Below are 18,018 nucleotides of genomic sequence, written 5' to 3' on the forward strand. Positions count from 1 at the left end.
CTTGCGCCACCGGGCACTTAACGATTACTCGTTGTCAGAACCGCCCAGTCCTGCATTCAGCAGCTCTGCCAGGCTTGCAGATGCATCTTCCGCAGTGACCTGCGGTGTTGCCGGCTGCTCGCCCGCGGCGCGACGGCGCATACGATCCTGGTGGTACGCATAACCGGTACCGGCCGGGATCAGACGACCCACGATAACGTTCTCTTTCAGGCCGCGCAGTTCATCGCGTTTACCCGCAACGGCTGCTTCGGTCAGGACACGCGTGGTCTCCTGGAACGATGCGGCAGAGATGAACGATTCGGTTGCCAGAGACGCTTTGGTGATACCCAGCAAATCGCGGGAGAAGGTAGCCCCCACTTTGCCGTTCGCTTCCAGCTCGCGGTTAGCGATCTTGACGCGGGAATATTCAACCTGCTCGCCTTCCAGGAAGTCGGAGCTGCCTGCGCTTTCGATGGTAGCTTTACGCAGCATCTGACGAACGATAACTTCGATGTGTTTATCGTTAATCTTAACGCCCTGCAGACGGTATACATCCTGGACTTCGTTAACAATGTAACGCGTCACAGCATGAACGCCACGCAGACGCAGAATGTCGTGCGGCGCTTCCGGGCCATCGGAAATCACATCACCACGTTCTACACGTTCCCCTTCGAACACGTTGAGCTGACGCCATTTCGGAATCATCTCTTCGTACGGGTCACTACCATCAACCGGCGTAATCACCAGACGACGTTTGCCTTTGGTTTCTTTACCGAAGGAAACGATACCTGCGATTTCCGCCAGAATGGCCGGCTCTTTCGGACGACGCGCTTCGAACAGATCCGCAACGCGCGGCAGACCACCGGTGATATCCTTGGTACCGCCGGATTCCTGCGGAATACGCGCCAGGGTGTCACCAGAACTGATCTGTACGCCATCTTCCAGCTGTACAATCGCTTTACCCGGTAAGAAGTACTGCGCAGGCATATCGGTACCCGGGATCAGAACGTCGTTACCCTGAGCATCAACGATTTTCAGCGCCGGACGTAGATCTTTACCACCGGTAGTACGTTCAGCCGAATCCAGAACCACCAGCGAAGACAAACCGGTCAGTTCATCGGTCTGACGCGTAATGGTCTGGCCGTCGATCATGTCAGTGAAGCGGATGAAACCACTTACTTCGGTGATAACCGGCATGGTGTGCGGGTCCCAGTTTGCAACGGTTTCGCCGCCGGCAACCTGCTCGCCATCACCTTTCGCCATGACAGCGCCATAAGGCACTTTATAGCTCTCTTTGGTACGACCGAATTCGTCGATCAGCTTCAGTTCGGTATTACGGGAAGTGATAACCAGTTTACCGCTGGAGTTCACCACCGACTTCACGTTGCTGAGCTTGATGCTACCTTTGTTTTTCACCTGGATGCTGGATTCAGCAGCCGCACGAGATGCCGCACCACCGATGTGGAAAGTACGCATCGTCAGCTGTGTACCCGGTTCACCGATGGACTGTGCCGCGATAACGCCGATAGCTTCACCTTTGTTGATGATGTGGCCACGCGCCAGGTCACGACCGTAGCAGTGCGCACATACACCAAAGTCGGTATCGCAGGATACAACGGAACGCACTTTAACGGCGTCAACGGAGTTCGCTTCCAGCAGGTCACACCACTGTTCGTGCAGCAGCGTGTTACGTGGAACCAGAATGTCCGCCGTGCCCGGCTTCAGCACATCTTCCGCAGTCACACGACCCAATACGCGATCGCGCAGCGGCTCTTTAACATCGCCACCCTCGATAACCGGGGTCATCAGGATACCTTCGTGCGTACCACAGTCATCTTCGGTCACCACCAGATCCTGCGCGACGTCAACCAGACGACGGGTCAGATAACCGGAGTTCGCGGTTTTCAGTGCGGTATCCGCCAGACCTTTACGCGCACCGTGCGTGGAGATGAAGTACTGGAGTACGTTCAGACCTTCACGGAAGTTCGCGGTGATCGGCGTTTCGATGATCGAGCCATCTGGCTTCGCCATCAGACCACGCATACCCGCAAGCTGACGAATCTGTGCCGCAGAACCACGCGCACCGGAGTCGGCCATCATGTAGATGCTGTTGAAGGAAACCTGCTGCTCTTCCTGGCCGTCACGGTTAATCACGGTTTCAGTTTGCAGGTTATCCATCATCGCCTTGGATACACGATCGTTCGCCGCAGCCCAGATATCGATAACTTTGTTATAGCGTTCGCCAGCGGTCACCAGACCGGACTGGAACTGTTCCTGGATCTCGGCAACTTCGGCTTCCGCCTCAGAGATGATCTCGTGTTTTTTCTCCGGGATGACCATGTCATCAATACCAACGGACGCACCTGAACGCGCTGCATAAGCAAAGCCGGTGTACATCGTCTGGTCCGCAAAAATAACGGTCGGTTTCAGGCCCAGAATACGGTAACAGGTGTTCAGCATTTTGGAGATCGCTTTCTTACCCAGCGCCTGGTTGACGATGGAGAAAGGCAGACCTTTCGGTACGATCATCCACAGAATCGCACGGCCAACGGTCGTGTCTTTCAGGCTGGTGGTCGCGACGAATTCGCCGTTTTCATCTTTTTCGTATTCGGTGATACGCACTTTAACGCGCGCATGCAGAGAGGCCAGGCCAGCGCGATAAATACGCTCAGCTTCTTTCGGGCCCGTCAGCACCATGCCTTCGCCTTTGGCGTTAACACAGTCACGGGTCATATAGTACAGACCCAATACCACGTCCTGAGACGGAACGATGATAGGTTCGCCGTTCGCCGGGGACAGGATGTTGTTGGTCGACATCATCAGCGCACGCGCTTCGAGCTGGGCTTCCAGCGTCAGCGGTACGTGAACAGCCATCTGGTCACCATCGAAGTCGGCGTTGTATGCCGCACACACCAGCGGGTGTAGCTGGATAGCTTTACCTTCGATCAGGACTGGTTCAAACGCCTGGATACCCAGACGGTGCAATGTCGGCGCACGGTTCAGCAGTACCGGGTGCTCGCGGATCACTTCGTCCAGGATATCCCAGACGACAGCTTCTTCGCGCTCAACCATTTTCTTCGCGGCTTTGATGGTGGTGGCGAGGCCACGCAGTTCCAGCTTGCCGTAGATGAACGGTTTGAACAGCTCCAGCGCCATTTTCTTCGGCAGACCGCACTGATGCAGACGCAGGTATGGCCCTACGGTGATAACAGAACGACCGGAGTAGTCAACACGCTTACCGAGCAGGTTCTGACGGAAACGACCCTGTTTACCTTTGATCATGTCGGCCAAAGATTTCAGAGGACGTTTGTTGGAACCGGTGATCGCACGACCACGACGACCGTTATCCAGCAGGGCGTCTACCGCTTCCTGTAGCATACGTTTTTCGTTGCGTACGATGATGTCCGGCGCAGCCAGATCCAGCAGACGCTTCAGACGGTTGTTACGGTTAATCACGCGACGATACAGATCGTTCAGATCCGACGTTGCGAAACGACCGCCGTCCAGCGGAACCAGCGGACGCAGATCTGGTGGCAGTACCGGCAGAACGGTCAGGATCATCCACTCCGGCTTGTTGCCAGACTGTACGAAGGCTTCCAGCAGTTTGATACGCTTGGTCAGCTTCTTACGTTTGGTCTCGGAGTTGGTTTCGTTCAGCTCTTCGCGCAGAGTTTCGCACTCTTGCTCCAGATCCATGCTCTTCAGCAGGGCCTGGATAGCTTCCGCACCCATCTTGGCATCGAATTCGTCACCGAACTCTTCCAGCGCGTCCAGATACTGTTCTTCAGTCAGGATCTGCTGGCGTTCCAGGTTGGTCATACCGCCTTCGATAACCACATAGGATTCGAAGTACAGCACGCGTTCGATATCGCGCAGCGGCATATCGAGCAGCAGGCCGATACGGGACGGCAGAGATTTCAGGAACCAGATATGCGCAGTCGGAGACGCCAGCTCGATGTGGCCCATACGCTCACGGCGTACTTTGGTCTGGGTCACTTCAACGCCGCACTTCTCACAGATCACACCGCGGTGTTTCAGGCGCTTGTACTTACCGCACAGGCACTCGTAGTCTTTTACCGGCCCAAAGATACGGGCGCAGAAAAGGCCGTCACGCTCAGGTTTGAACGTACGGTAGTTGATGGTTTCCGGCTTTTTAACTTCACCGAAAGACCATGAACGGATCATGTCTGGCGAAGCCAGAGCAATTTTGATCGCATCAAACTCTTCGGTTTTAGTCTGCGCTTTCAGAAACTTTAATAAATCTTTCACGGATTTGCTCCCGTCGGAGTTAGCACAATCTGGTGTCGGGTTTTACCCCGACACCAGTGACCTGTTTGAGCGAGAATTACTCGTCTTCCAGTTCGATGTTGATGCCCAGCGAGCGGATCTCTTTCAACAGAACGTTGAAGGATTCCGGCATACCCGGTTCCATCTGATGGTTGCCGTCCACGATGTTCTTATACATCTTGGTACGACCGTTGACGTCATCAGACTTAACGGTGAGCATTTCTTGCAGGGTGTAGGCGGCGCCGTAAGCTTCCAGCGCCCACACTTCCATCTCCCCGAAGCGCTGACCACCGAACTGCGCCTTACCACCCAGCGGCTGCTGAGTAACCAGGCTGTAAGAACCGGTAGAACGCGCATGCATCTTGTCATCAACCAGGTGGTTCAGTTTCAGCATGTACATGTAACCGACGGTTACCGGACGCTCGAACTGTTCACCCGTACGACCATCGAACAGGGTGATCTGACCGGAGGTCGGCAGGTCGCCCAGTTTCAGCAGCTCTTTGATTTCCGCTTCTTTCGCACCGTCGAACACTGGTGTGGCAATCGGCATACCTTTGCGCAGGTTTTCTGCCAGACGCAGCACTTCATCATCGCTGAAGGTGCTCAGGTCGACTTTCTGACGAACGTCAGCGCCCAGATCGTAGGCACGCTGGATGAACTCGCGCAGTTTCGCGACTTCCTGCTGCTGTTTCAGCATGGCGTTAATCTTATCGCCAATACCTTTCGCAGCCATACCCAGGTGGGTTTCCAGAATCTGACCGATGTTCATACGAGACGGTACGCCCAGCGGGTTCAGTACGATGTCTACCGGCGTGCCGTTTTCATCGTAAGGCATGTCTTCGATCGGGTTGATCTTAGAGATAACACCCTTGTTACCGTGACGACCTGCCATCTTATCACCCGGCTGGATACGGCGTTTAACAGCCAGATAGACCTTCACGATCTTCAGCACGCCCGGCGCCAGATCGTCGCCCTGGGTGATTTTACGGCGTTTCGCTTCGAGTTTTTTCTCGAACTCGTGTTTCAGTTCGTCATATTGCTCAGCCAGTTGTTCCAGCTGATTTTGTTTCTCTTCGTCGGTCAGACCGAGTTCCAGCCAGCGATCGCGCGGCAGTTTGTCGAGCTTCTCAGCTTCAACGCCGCCAGCAACCAGCACCGCACGGATACGGCTAAACAGGCCCGCCTCGAGGATTTGCAGTTCTTCAGACAGGTCTTTTTTCGCCTGCTTGAGCTGCATCTCTTCGATTTCCAGAGCACGTTTGTCTTTTTCTACGCCATCGCGAGTAAAGACCTGAACGTCGATAACCGTACCGGAGACACCGTTAGGTACGCGCAGAGAAGAGTCTTTAACGTCAGACGCTTTCTCACCGAAGATAGCACGCAGCAGTTTCTCTTCCGGCGTCAGCTGGGTTTCACCTTTCGGCGTCACCTTACCGACCAGAATGTCGCCGCCGGTCACTTCCGCGCCGATGTAAACGATACCGGATTCATCCAGTTTGGAGAGCGCAGCTTCACCTACGTTCGGGATATCAGCAGTGATCTCTTCCGGCCCCAGCTTGGTGTCACGGGACACACACGCCAGTTCCTGAATGTGGATGGTGGTGAAACGGTCTTCCTGAACAACACGCTCGGAAACGAGGATGGAGTCTTCGAAGTTGTAGCCGTTCCACGGCATGAACGCCACGCGCATGTTCTGACCGAGCGCCAGTTCACCGAGGTCGGTGGACGGACCGTCTGCCAGCACGTCGCCGCGTTCAACCGGCTCGCCCAGAGACACACATGGCATCTGGTTGATACAGGTGTTCTGGTTAGAACGGGTGTATTTGGTCAGGTTATAGATGTCGATACCCGCTTCGCCCGGGTACATCTCGTCTTCGTTAACTTTGATAACGATACGGGAAGCATCCACGTACTGAACAGTACCGCCACGTTTAGCCACTGCAGTAACACCGGAGTCGACGGCGACAGCACGTTCCATACCGGTGCCTACCAGCGGCTTATCAGCGCGCAGCGTCGGAACCGCCTGACGTTGCATGTTCGCACCCATCAATGCACGGTTGGCGTCATCGTGTTCCAGGAATGGAATCAGGGACGCACCGACGGAGACCACCTGCTGGGTGGAAACGTCCATGTAGTCAACCTGATCACGGCTGAACAAGCTGGATTCGCCTTTGCTACGGCACGTTACCAGGTCTTCTACAAAGTGGCCTTCGTCATCCAGGTTGGAGTTCGCCTGAGCGATAACGTAATTGCCTTCTTCGATAGCAGACAGGTAATGAATTTCGTCAGTGACCACGCCATCAACCACACGACGGTACGGCGTCTCAAGGAAGCCATATTCGTTAGTCTGTGCGTACACGGACAGGGAGTTGATCAGGCCGATGTTCGGACCTTCAGGCGTTTCGATAGGACATACGCGACCGTAGTGCGTCGGGTGTACGTCTCGAACTTCAAAGCCTGCGCGTTCGCGGGTCAGACCGCCTGGGCCGAGTGCGGAGATACGACGTTTGTGCGTAATCTCAGACAGCGGGTTGTTCTGGTCCATAAACTGAGACAGCTGGCTGGAACCAAAGAACTCTTTCACTGCTGCGGAAATCGGCTTGGCGTTGATCATATCCTGAGGCATCAGGGTATCCAGATCGCCCAGAGACAGACGCTCTTTCACCGCACGCTCTACACGCACCAGGCCAACGCGGAACTGGTTTTCCGCCATTTCGCCTACGGAGCGGATACGACGGTTGCCGAGGTGGTCGATATCATCTACTTCGCCTTTGCCGTTACGGATATCGATGAGCTTCTTCATCACATCAATGATGTCGTCTTTGCTCAGGATACCGGAACCTTCGATTTCTTCGCGCAGCAGAGAACGGTTGAACTTCATACGACCCACCGCAGACAGGTCATAGCGGTCTTCGGAGAAGAACAGGTTCTCGAACAGGCTTTCAGCCGCTTCGCGTGTCGGCGGCTCGCCAGGACGCATCATACGGTAGATTTCTACCAGCGCGCTCAGGCGATCGTTGGTTGGGTCGACGCGTACCGTTTCAGAAATGTACGGGCCGTGGTCCAGATCGTTGGTAAACAGCGTTTCGATACGCTTGTGACCAGACTGGCTCAGCTTAGCCAGCAGATCCAGGCTCAGCTCCATGTTCGCCGCGCAGATCAACTCGCCGGTAGATTCGTCAACGTAGTCTTTAGAGACGACTTTGCCCGCAATGTACTCAACCGGAACTTCGATATGCTTGATATCGTCTTTTTCCAACTGACGGATATGGCGCGCAGTAATACGGCGGCCTTTCTCAACGTACACTTTGCCGTTAGCTTCAATGTCAAAGGAAGCGGTTTCGCCGCGCAGGCGTTCCGGCACCAGTTCCATCTGCAGCTTGTTGTCGCGGATCTCAAAGACCACTTTTTCAAAGAACAGATCCAGAATCTGCTCAGTGGTATAGTTCAGCGCGCGCAGAATGATAGTCGCAGGCAGTTTGCGACGACGGTCGATACGCACGAACAGGTTGTCCTTCGGATCGAATTCGAAGTCCAGCCAGGAACCACGGTAAGGAATGATGCGCGCGTTATACAGCACTTTACCCGAAGAGTGGGTTTTACCTTTGTCGGAGTCAAAGAAGACGCCCGGACTACGGTGCAACTGAGAAACGATAACACGCTCAGTACCGTTGATAACAAAGGTACCGTTGTCGGTCATGAGCGGAATTTCGCCCATGTAGACTTCTTGTTCTTTAATGTCTTTAACGGTGCCTTCCGGCGCTTCGCGCTCGTAGATCACCAGACGCAGTTTTACGCGCAGCGGTGCGGAATAGGTCACACCACGGATCTGACATTCCTGAACGTCAAACACCGGTTCGCCAAGGCGGTAGCTGACGTACTGCAGCTCGGAATTACCGCTGTAGCTCTGAATCGGGAACACGGAACGGAAAGCTGCTTCCAGGCCGTACTGCCCTTCAGGATCTTGCTCGATAAACTTCTGAAACGAGTCAAGCTGGATAGAAAGGAGATAAGGTACATCCAGAACTTGTGGACGTTTACCAAAATCCTTACGAATACGTTTTTTCTCGGTATAGGAGTAAACCATAGGGTTCCTCAGCTCGCTGACAAGTCGACCCATCTGTCCTGCGGGGGACAGTTTGTGCAACACTATTTTGTTGACCGGAAAATGGATACTTTCCGCAATGCCTGTTGCTATCACGCTTAAACCATTTCATTGCGATTTACACAGAACGTACGCTCTGTCGCAGTATATTAAGTCGTCGATAGAAACAAGCATTGAAAGGCACAGCAGTAGTCAAACAGTGTGAAACGCTACTGGCGCCTTACAGCGCAAAAAGGCTGGTGACTAAAAAGTCACCAGCCATCAGCCTGATTTCTCAGGCTGCAACCGGAAGGGTTGGCTTATTTAACTTCAACTTCAGCGCCAGCTTCTTCCAGAGATTTTTTCAGTGCTTCAGCGTCATCTTTGCTCACGCCTTCTTTCAGAGCGGCCGGAGCAGATTCTACCAGGTCTTTAGCTTCTTTCAGGCCCAGACCAGTTGCGCCACGTACTGCTTTGATAACAGCAACTTTGTTAGCGCCAGCAGCTTTCAGAATTACGTCGAATTCAGTTTTTTCTTCAGCAGCTTCAACCGGACCAGCAGCTACAGCGACAGCAGCAGCAGCGGAAACACCGAATTTTTCTTCCATTGCAGAGATCAGTTCTACAACGTCCATTACGGACATAGCTGCAACTGCTTCAATGATTTGATCTTTAGTGATAGACATTTAAATTGTTCCTGAATATCAGAATAAGTTTATACGTAAGCAAATGCTTGATAAAGACAACTGCGATTACGCAGCTTCTTTTGCATCGCGTACAGCAGCCAGTGTGCGAACCAGTTTGCCAGCCGAAGCTTCTTTCATGGTTGCCATCAGGCGTGCAATTGCTTCTTCGTAGGTCGGCAGAGTTGCCAGGCGGTCGATCTGAGACGCCGGGATCAGCTCACCTTCAAAGGCTGCAGCTTTGACCTCAAATTTTGCATTCGCTTTCGCGAACTCTTTGAACAGACGAGCAGCAGCGCCCGGGTGTTCCATAGAGTATGCAATCAGGGTCGGACCAACAAACGTGTCTTTCAGGCACTCGAACTGAGTACCTTCAACGACGCGGCGCAGCAGGGTGTTACGAACAACACGCATGTATACGCCAGCTTCACGACCTGCTTTACGCAGTTCAGTCATTTTATCTACAGTTACGCCACGGGAATCCGCAACTACTGCAGACAGCGCGCCTTTGGCTACTTCGCTGACTTCAGCAACAATCGCTTGTTTGTCTTGAAGATTTAAAGCCATTAGCTTTGCTCCTGGATGTTTGCCGGAACTCATGTTCCGGAACTCACTTCACTCATCTCAACGAGAAGAGCGTCTTAATACGGTGAGCAGAAACAAGCCAGAGTATCAAAAAATAATCTTAGCGTTCTGTCACCGTCTACGCAGGGGATTAAGCCTCTTGCGAGACGCCTGCGGTCTTCGACGGAGGCCTGGATAGGCCAGGCTCCAACGAACAAATTCTTTCTATGACTTCGTCCTTTGAACCGTAGCTGTGTTAGCTGCGCTCGTTCACACCAGTCACATAGTTAACTATGCTCCTGGCGATTCACTCACTTGCTGCCTTGCTGCAATTCAAATGACTCGCATAGTGCTCTGTTATATTTCAACAGAATCGTGGGGGTAGGATTGTAGACAAAATCACCGCCCACGTAAAGACTAATCTTAGTTCGCAGATGCGCTCAGACCAGCCTGATCAACGGCAACGCCAGCACCCATGGTGGTGGAGATGCTAACTTTCTTGATGTACACACCTTTCGCCTGGCTCGGTTTTGCTTTTTTCAGCGCAACCAGCAGAGCTTCCAGGTTTTCTTTCAGTTTGTCAGCGTCAAAGTCCACTTTACCGATGGTGGTGTGGATGATGCCGTTTTTGTCGTTACGGTAACGAACCTGACCTGCTTTAGCGTTCTTAACCGCTTCAGCAACGTTAGGGGTAACAGTACCGACTTTCGGGTTTGGCATCAGGCCGCGCGGACCCAGAACCTGGCCCAGCTGGCCAACAACGCGCATTGCATCCGGAGAAGCAATAACAACGTCAAAGTTCATTTCGCCTTTCTTGATCTGGTCAGCCAGATCTTCCATACCTACCAGCTCAGCGCCAGCAGCTTTAGCTGCTTCAGCGTTCGGACCCTGGGTAAATACGGCAACGCGAACAGAACGGCCAGTACCGTGCGGCAGTACAGTCGCGCCACGAACGTTCTGGTCAGATTTACGAGCGTCGATGCCGAGGTTAACGGCAACGTCAACGCTTTCGTTGAATTTAGCAGTGGCCAGCTCTTTCAGCAGGGCAATAGCTTCGTTGATGTCGTACTGTTTGGTCGCATCAACTTTCTCACGGATCACGCGCATACGCTTGGTCAGTTTAGCCATTTCTTAGTCCTCCACTACCAGGCCCATGGAACGTGCAGTACCTTCGATGGAGCGAGTCATCGCTTCAATGTCGGCACCGGTCATGTCGGCAGCTTTGGTCTGCGCGATTTCCTGCAGCTGAGCGCGGGAAATTTTACCTACTTTGTCTTTGTTCGGCTTGCCGGAACCAGACTTGATACCAGCCGCTTTTTTCAGCAGAACAGCTGCCGGAGGCGTTTTGGTAACGAAGGTGAAAGAACGGTCAGCGTAAACGGTAATAACAACCGGAATCGGCAGACCTTTTTCGATGGAATCCGTTTTTGCGTTGAACGCTTTGCAGAATTCCATGATGTTCACACCCTGCTGACCCAGTGCTGGACCAACCGGCGGACTCGGGTTCGCCATACCAGCTGCAACCTGCAGCTTGACGTAGGCTTGTACTTTCTTAGCCATTCTAAATTCCTCGAATTGGGTAGTATCGCTTCAGAGAAGCTCCCCGTGATAAATATCGCTTTATGGGCATAAGGCCCATAAAAACAAAAGGCGCGAAATTGTATGTCAATTTCGCGCCCTATGCAACGATTAGATCGCTGCTTTTTTGATCGCAGCCTTACGCTTTCTCAACCTGGCTGAAGTCCAGCTCTACCGGGGTCGCACGACCGAAGATAGAAACAGACACTTTCAGGCGAGACTTCTCATAATCAACTTCTTCGACAACGCCGTTAAAGTCTGCGAACGGACCGTCGTTAACACGAACCATTTCACCCGGTTCAAACAGAGTTTTCGGCCGCGGCTTATCGCCAACCTGCTGCAGGCGGTTCATGATCGCATCGACTTCTTTGTCGCTGATCGGCGCCGGACGGTCAGACGTACCGCCGATAAAGCCCATCACACGCGGCACGCTGCGCACCAGGTGCCAGCTTGCGTCGTTCATGACCATCTGGACCAGAACGTACCCCGGGAAGAATTTGCGTTCGCTTTTGCGACGCTGGCCGCCACGTATCTCAACGACTTCTTCAGTCGGGACCATGACTTCGCCAAACAGCTCTTCCATGTTGTGTAATTTGATATGCTCGCGCAGCGATGTGGCTACGCGGCCTTCAAAACCGGAAAACGCCTGAACGACGTACCAGCGCTTTTTAGGTGCTTCAGACATCTCAGAACCTCAGGCCAGTGATAAAGGATACCAGGCGAACCAGAATACCATCCAGTCCCCACAGGATCAGTGACATAACTGCGGTAACCGCAGCGACGATCAGCGTGGTGTGTAGCGTTTCCTGGCGAGTCGGCCAAATGACCTTACGGACTTCGGTTCTCGCTTCACGGGCAAAAGCAACGGTTGCTTTACCTTTTGTCGTCAACAGCGCGACACCACCCGCTGCAGCAATCAGAATTACTACGGCCAGCGCACGCAGCGGCAGCATCATGTCGCGATAGAGGTAGTTGCCGACGATTGCGACGATCAGCAATATGGCAACAACTATCCACTTCATCGCTTCCAGGCCGCGCCCGCTCCCTTGAGCTTCGGTATTCGCACTCATAAACCAACCTGTCAGAAGTATTCTACAAACATTTTCACCCCGCAATCGCGAGGCAATCCAAATCGAAACGCTTATTCGCCTTTCGGATTATACGCCCTCTACAGAGCCTGTCTCAGCAATGATTATGACAAATAAAATCACTGATGAGCCAGGTTCTGGTGTGAAAGCGTGCAAAAAGGGCATCAAATGATGCCCTTTTATTGCGCATTGCGTCAAATGTTATCAGCGATTAGCCGAGAACTTTAGCAACAACGCCCGCGCCAACGGTACGGCCGCCTTCACGGATTGCGAAACGCAGACCGTCGTCCATCGCGATCGGGTGGATCAGGGTAACAACCATTTTGATGTTGTCGCCCGGCATTACCATCTCCACGCCTTCCGGCAGTTCGATGGTGCCAGTCACGTCAGTGGTACGGAAGTAGAACTGCGGACGGTAGCCTTTGAAGAACGGAGTATGACGGCCGCCTTCATCTTTGGACAGAATATACACTTCAGATTCGAACTTGGTGTGCGGCTTGATGGTGCCCGGCTTAGCCAGTACCTGACCACGTTCGATTTCTTCACGTTTGATACCACGCAGCAGAACACCTACGTTCTCACCTGCACGGCCTTCGTCCAGCAGTTTGCGGAACATTTCAACGCCAGTACAGGTAGACTTCTGAGTCTCTTTGATACCAACGATTTCAACTTCTTCGCCCACTTTGATGATACCGCGCTCTACACGACCGGTAACAACGGTACCACGACCGGAGATGGAGAATACGTCTTCGATCGGCAGCAGGAACGGCTTGTCAATCGCACGCTCTGGTTCCGGGATGTAAGAATCCAGGAAGCCAGCCAGTTCGATGATTTTCGCTTCCCACTCTGCGTCGCCTTCCAGCGCTTTCAGAGCAGAACCACGAACGATTGGCGTGTCGTCGCCCGGGAAGTCGTACTGAGACAGAAGTTCACGAACTTCCATTTCTACCAGTTCCAGCAGCTCTTCGTCATCAACCATGTCGCATTTGTTCAGGAACACGATGATGTACGGAACGCCTACCTGACGACCCAGCAGGATGTGCTCACGGGTCTGCGGCATCGGGCCGTCAGTCGCAGCAACAACCAGGATCGCGCCGTCCATCTGCGCAGCACCGGTGATCATGTTTTTAACATAGTCGGCGTGGCCCGGGCAGTCTACGTGTGCGTAGTGGCGGGTCGGGGTATCGTATTCAACGTGAGAAGTGTTGATGGTGATACCACGCGCTTTTTCTTCCGGCGCGTTATCGATCTGGTCGAATGCGCGAGCGGCACCGCCGTAGGTTTTAGCCAGTACGGTAGTGATGGCAGCGGTCAGCGTTGTTTTACCATGGTCAACGTGGCCGATAGTACCGACGTTAACGTGCGGTTTTGTACGTTCAAACTTTTCTTTAGACATCGATTGTCCCTCTAAGACACGGATAAATCGGTGATATCACCACATCAACCAGGCAACACGCCCGACTTGTTGAATGCTAATAAACAGAAGAGAAAAACAGGAAGGAGAAAAGAAGTGGTGCTGATAGGCAGATTCGAACTGCCGACCTCACCCTTACCAAGGGTGCGCTCTACCAACTGAGCTATATCAGCACATCTTGGAGCGGGCAGCGGGAATCGAACCCGCATCATCAGCTTGGAAGGCTGAGGTAATAGCCATTATACGATGCCCGCATCCTGGAACTCGGCTACCTGATTTTCATTCTGCACTGAATATCGAGAGAAACTCTCTTTATTCGAGCCGGTAAGCGAACTTATCGTCTCGGGCTACGCCATCGCGTGGCCGAAAATGGTGGTGGGGGAAGGATTCGAACCTTCGAAGTCTGTGACGGCAGATTTACAGTCTGCTCCCTTTGGCCGCTCGGGAACCCCACCGGACTTGATGGTGCCGACTACCGGAATCGAACTGGTGACCTACTGATTACAAGTCAGTTGCTCTACCTACTGAGCTAAGTCGGCATCAAGTAGCGCGCATTCTATGGAGACCTGCGTGCTCATGCAACTAAAAAATTGCATAAAATGTTCTATCGCTCACATTTTGCGCTATAAGAGACAAAAATGCTCTAATTTCAAACAAGAGAGCATAAATTTTCGGCATTTTACTGACCGTCTAACCAGGATACGACACGGTATTTCAACGCGCCGTCGATAAAAAGCAATCTTCTGTATCTGGTATATTCGTCACATTGCTTCTCAGCGATAGCTTTCACAGCGAGATTTTTTCTTATTATTCCTCCCCATCTGGTGTTACCCTCCTGCCCATTGTCCAAATTAACTTAAATGTGACGTGCCGTTGCATGTCAGGGATGGCTCTCGTTCATCGCTAAACTGATGTAGCAATAGCAGCCAGAAACATGCTTATGAGTATAAAAGAGCAATCGTTAATGACGCCTTACCTACAGTTTGATCGCAGCCAGTGGGCTGCGCTTCGCGATTCTGTGCCGATGACTCTGACCGAGGATGAGATCGCGCAGTTAAAAGGCATTAATGAAGATTTATCGCTGGAAGAAGTTGCAGAAATATATTTACCCCTCTCCCGTTTGCTAAATTTTTATATCAGTTCAAATCTGCGTCGTCAGGCTGTCCTGGAACAGTTTCTGGGCACTAACGGCCAACGAATCCCTTATATCATCAGTATCGCGGGCAGCGTCGCAGTGGGTAAAAGCACGACAGCGCGCGTTCTGCAAGCGTTGCTGAGCCGCTGGCCGGAACACCGCCGTGTTGAATTGATTACTACAGACGGCTTCCTCCACCCAAACCAGGTGTTGAAAGAACGCGGGTTAATGAAGAAAAAGGGGTTTCCCGAATCGTATGATATGCACCGACTGGTGAAATTCGTTTCTGACCTCAAGTCGGGCGTACCGAACGTGACGGCGCCAGTCTATTCTCATTTAATTTACGATGTTATTCCTGAAGGGGATAAAACCGTCGCTCAGCCTGATATATTGATTCTTGAAGGTTTAAATGTTTTACAAAGCGGTATGGATTATCCTCACGATCCGCACCATGTATTTGTCTCTGATTTCGTTGATTTCTCTATTTACGTTGATGCGCCAGAAGAACTTCTTCAGACATGGTATATCAATCGCTTCCTGAAATTCCGTGAAGGGGCATTTACCGATCCTGACTCTTATTTCCACAATTATGCAAAATTATCTAAAGAAGAAGCAGTTAATATAGCTGCTTCGCTTTGGAAAGAAATTAACTGGTTGAATTTAAAACAAAATATCTTACCCACGCGAGAACGTGCCAGCCTTATTATGACCAAGAGCGCCAACCATGCGGTAGAACAGGTAAGATTACGAAAATAATAGAAGAAAGGGGAGCAACGACTCCCCTTTTTACTATTCGGCGCTCCGCAGAGATATTTCTCCCCCCATCCAGGGTTTAATCACGCCATCCTGTTCAAGCAATAATGCGCCCTGAGTATCAATGCCGCGAGAAATACCAAATATTTCTTTGTCGCCAATAATCAGTTTTACCGGACGATCAATAAAATTATCCAGTTTTTTCCAGCGCGAAAGATAAGGCGAAAGACCTTCTTGCTCAAAAAGTTCAAGCGCAGCGCGTAGCTTATAAATCAGCTTTGCAGCCAGCATATTGCGATCGAGCGTAATTCCGGCCTCCTGCAACGTGATCCATCCCTGATTTATCACGTCCTCTTCTACATGACGCATTGCCATGTTAATACCAGCGCCAATCACTATTTGTGCGGCATCGCCCGTTTTACCGGTTAACTCGACCAAAATACCAGCCAATTTGCGATCCAGCAGGTAGAGGTCGTTAGGCCACTTCACGCGAACTTTGTCAGCGCCCAGTTCACGCAGCACTTCCGCCATCACAATTCCAATGACCAGACTCAGGCCTATTGCCGCTGCAGGTCCCTGCTCCAGACGCCAATACATTGAGAGATATAGATTCGCGCCAAACGGTGAGAACCATTTACGCCCACGACGACCACGCCCCGCCTGTTGGTATTCTGCTACACAGGCATCGCCTGAGCGCAGCTCGCTAATTCGATCAAGTAAATACTGATTCGTTGAATCGATAACAGGCAATACCGCCACGTTTCCGCTATCCAGTTGGCTATGAATACGGTCAGCATCCAGTAACTGGATGGGTTCCGGTAAGCTATATCCTTTCCCGGGAACGGTAAATACATCTACCCCCCAGTCGCGTAATGTCTGGATATGTTTATTAATTGCCGCGCGGCTCATTCCCAGCCATTCACCCAACTGCTCGCCTGAGTGAAACTCTCCGTCGGCAAGTAGCGAGATCAGCGTCAGGGGAACGGTAGTATCTTTCATGCAATGCTCTCCACAGCGTTCACCTCTCCGGACTGACCAATAAAGCGAACCTCAGGCTCCAGCCAGACATTAAATTTTTCCCCCACTTTTTGCCGGACATGATGCGCCAGCGCCACCACGTCTTTACTTGTCGCATCATTAGCATTAATCAGTACCAGCGCCTGTTGGCGATGCACCGCAGCGCCGCCAATGGTGACGCCTTTCAACTGGCATTGGTCAATCAGCCAGCCTGCCGCCAGCTTCACTGAGCCGTCTGCCTGAGGGTAATGCGGCGCGTTGGGAAATCGTTCCAACAGTTCCATGGCGATATCGGCTGCGACAGCGGGATTTTTAAAAAAGCTGCCCGCATTGCCATTCACTTTAGGGTCCGGCAATTTTGTGGTGCGCATATGGCATACAGCATCAAACACCTGTTGCGCGGTGACCGTTTTCGGGTCCAGACAAGTAAGATCGCCATAGGTCAACACCGGCTGCCATTGTTTTGACAGACGCAGACCCACCGCGACGATCGCAACGCTATCCTGATATTCATGTTTGAAGATACTGTCACGATAGCCGAAACGGCATTCCGCCGCGGACAAACGCAGACGTTTTCCCGTTTCCAGTTCAACGCAGTCAACGTAGTCGCAGACGCGCTGTAGTTCTACACCATACGCGCCAATATTCTGTATAGGCGAGGAACCAACGCAGCCAGGGATGAGCGCCAGATTCTCCAGGCCGGGCATGTTGTTGTCCAGCGCGTAGCGAACGAGTTGATGCCAGTTCTCTCCGGCGCCAACATACAGATGCCACGCCTCTGCCGTTTCCTTTACCTCAATACCTTTCAGGCGGTTAAGGATCACGGTGCCGGCGTAATTTTCCAGAAACAGGACGTTGCTTCCTTCACCCAGGATCATAACCGGCAGTCCCTCACGAGTTGCTTGCTGCCAGGCGCTCAGTAGTTGTTGTTCGTTTTCAGCGCATACGATGTTCTTTGCACAATGATCAATGCCGAAGGTATTCCAGGGTTTTAGGGAATGGGTCATGGCTGCTTTCCTGATACTCAATCGGCAATAGTTTACCGTATCTGTGTTGGGAAGGCTTGCGGTTATATCGAGGGTGGATCTGTACGTCCCTGTAGGCTGGATAAGGCGGAGCCGCCATCCGGCAGTGCATACCCGGCCACAGACGCAAAAAAGCCCATCCGTCAGGATGGGCTTCTTCACTATTCGATGCCTGGCAGTTTATGGCGGGCGTCCTGCCCGCCACCCTCCGGGCCGTTGCTGCGCAACGTGCAAATCCGCTCCCGGCGGATTTGTCCTCCTCAGGAGAGCGCTCACCGACAGACTGCAGATAAAACGAAGGGCCCTGTCTTGCGACAGGGCCCTTCGTTTTATTTGATGCCTGGCAGTTCCCTACTCTCGCATGGGGAGACCCCACACTACCATCGGCGCTACGGCGTTTCACTTCTGAGT

General features: G+C 52.4%; 13 protein-coding genes, 4 tRNA genes and 1 rRNA gene. 2 read left to right on the forward strand and 16 right to left on the reverse strand.

Features of this window, described 5'->3' with window-relative positions; translation table 11 throughout:
• Positions 1-24 precede the first annotated feature (24 nt).
• From rpoC to AC3G3F_RS23600, 13 genes are all read right to left on the reverse strand, one after another.
• Positions 25-4,248: a DNA-directed RNA polymerase subunit beta' gene (rpoC, locus tag AC3G3F_RS23540; RefSeq protein WP_023247912.1), complete on the reverse strand. Its 4,224-nt coding sequence runs from the start codon at positions 4,246-4,248 to the stop codon at positions 25-27.
• Positions 4,249-4,324: 76 nt separating this feature from the next.
• Positions 4,325-8,353, reverse strand: coding sequence for a DNA-directed RNA polymerase subunit beta (gene rpoB / locus AC3G3F_RS23545; RefSeq protein WP_023247911.1), 4,029 nt, complete (start codon positions 8,351-8,353; stop codon positions 4,325-4,327).
• A gap of 317 nt (positions 8,354-8,670) precedes the next feature.
• Positions 8,671-9,036 carry a 50S ribosomal protein L7/L12 gene (gene rplL / locus AC3G3F_RS23550; protein ID WP_000028879.1) on the reverse strand — a complete coding sequence of 122 codons (366 nt, stop codon included), beginning with the start codon at positions 9,034-9,036 and terminating at the stop codon, positions 8,671-8,673.
• A gap of 66 nt (positions 9,037-9,102) precedes the next feature.
• Positions 9,103-9,600 carry a 50S ribosomal protein L10 gene (gene rplJ, locus AC3G3F_RS23555; protein WP_001207203.1) on the reverse strand — a complete coding sequence of 166 codons (498 nt, stop codon included), beginning with the start codon at positions 9,598-9,600 and terminating at the stop codon, positions 9,103-9,105.
• Between the two features lie 420 nt (positions 9,601-10,020).
• Positions 10,021-10,725 (reverse strand): 50S ribosomal protein L1, encoded by a 705-nt coding sequence (gene rplA, locus AC3G3F_RS23560; protein ID WP_001096676.1) that lies wholly within the window; start codon positions 10,723-10,725, stop codon positions 10,021-10,023.
• Between the two features lie 3 nt (positions 10,726-10,728).
• Complete coding sequence (gene rplK, locus AC3G3F_RS23565; RefSeq protein ID WP_001085926.1) at positions 10,729-11,157, reverse strand: 50S ribosomal protein L11; 429 nt, start codon at positions 11,155-11,157, stop codon at positions 10,729-10,731.
• A 157-nt stretch (positions 11,158-11,314) separates the two neighbouring features.
• Positions 11,315-11,860, reverse strand: a complete 546-nt coding sequence (nusG, locus tag AC3G3F_RS23570; RefSeq protein WP_001287521.1) for a transcription termination/antitermination protein NusG — start codon at positions 11,858-11,860, stop codon at positions 11,315-11,317.
• A gap of 1 nt (position 11,861) precedes the next feature.
• The gene (secE, locus tag AC3G3F_RS23575; protein ID WP_001275691.1) at positions 11,862-12,245 is read right to left on the reverse strand and encodes a preprotein translocase subunit SecE; all 384 of its coding nucleotides are present in this window, start codon (positions 12,243-12,245) and stop codon (positions 11,862-11,864) included.
• Between the two features lie 229 nt (positions 12,246-12,474).
• The gene (gene tuf / locus AC3G3F_RS23580; protein WP_000031748.1) at positions 12,475-13,659 is read right to left on the reverse strand and encodes an elongation factor Tu; all 1,185 of its coding nucleotides are present in this window, start codon (positions 13,657-13,659) and stop codon (positions 12,475-12,477) included.
• Positions 13,660-13,774: 115 nt separating this feature from the next.
• A tRNA-Thr gene (locus tag AC3G3F_RS23585) sits at positions 13,775-13,850 on the reverse strand.
• 6 nt (positions 13,851-13,856) lie between these two features.
• Positions 13,857-13,931: transfer RNA gene (locus AC3G3F_RS23590), tRNA-Gly, on the reverse strand.
• A 116-nt stretch (positions 13,932-14,047) separates the two neighbouring features.
• Positions 14,048-14,132, reverse strand: a tRNA-Tyr gene (locus AC3G3F_RS23595).
• A gap of 8 nt (positions 14,133-14,140) precedes the next feature.
• Positions 14,141-14,216 (reverse strand) — tRNA-Thr (locus tag AC3G3F_RS23600).
• Between the two features lie 19 nt (positions 14,217-14,235).
• On the opposite strand from AC3G3F_RS23600, the gene AC3G3F_RS23605 reads away from it, so the two are divergent.
• Both AC3G3F_RS23605 and coaA read left to right on the forward strand, forming a co-directional pair.
• Entirely contained in the window at positions 14,236-14,409 is a 174-nt protein-coding gene (locus AC3G3F_RS23605; protein WP_053510947.1) for a hypothetical protein, read from the forward strand.
• A 208-nt stretch (positions 14,410-14,617) separates the two neighbouring features.
• Positions 14,618-15,568: a type I pantothenate kinase gene (coaA, locus tag AC3G3F_RS23610; RefSeq protein ID WP_053510949.1), complete on the forward strand. Its 951-nt coding sequence runs from the start codon at positions 14,618-14,620 to the stop codon at positions 15,566-15,568.
• Positions 15,569-15,601: 33 nt separating this feature from the next.
• Here the strand turns inward: coaA and birA are convergent, their stop codons facing one another.
• The 3 genes from birA to rrf form a co-directional block, all read right to left on the reverse strand.
• Entirely contained in the window at positions 15,602-16,564 is a 963-nt protein-coding gene (gene birA, locus AC3G3F_RS23615; protein ID WP_053510951.1) for a bifunctional biotin--[acetyl-CoA-carboxylase] ligase/biotin operon repressor BirA, read from the reverse strand.
• Complete coding sequence (gene murB / locus AC3G3F_RS23620; RefSeq protein WP_488395904.1) at positions 16,561-17,589, reverse strand: UDP-N-acetylmuramate dehydrogenase; 1,029 nt, start codon at positions 17,587-17,589, stop codon at positions 16,561-16,563. The genes birA and murB overlap by 4 nt, the downstream gene beginning before the upstream one ends.
• 356 nt (positions 17,590-17,945) lie before the next feature.
• Positions 17,946-18,018 (reverse strand): 5S ribosomal RNA (gene rrf / locus AC3G3F_RS23625); the annotation flags it as partial.

The sequence above is a fragment of the Salmonella sp. FC25216 genome (assembly GCF_057751355.1).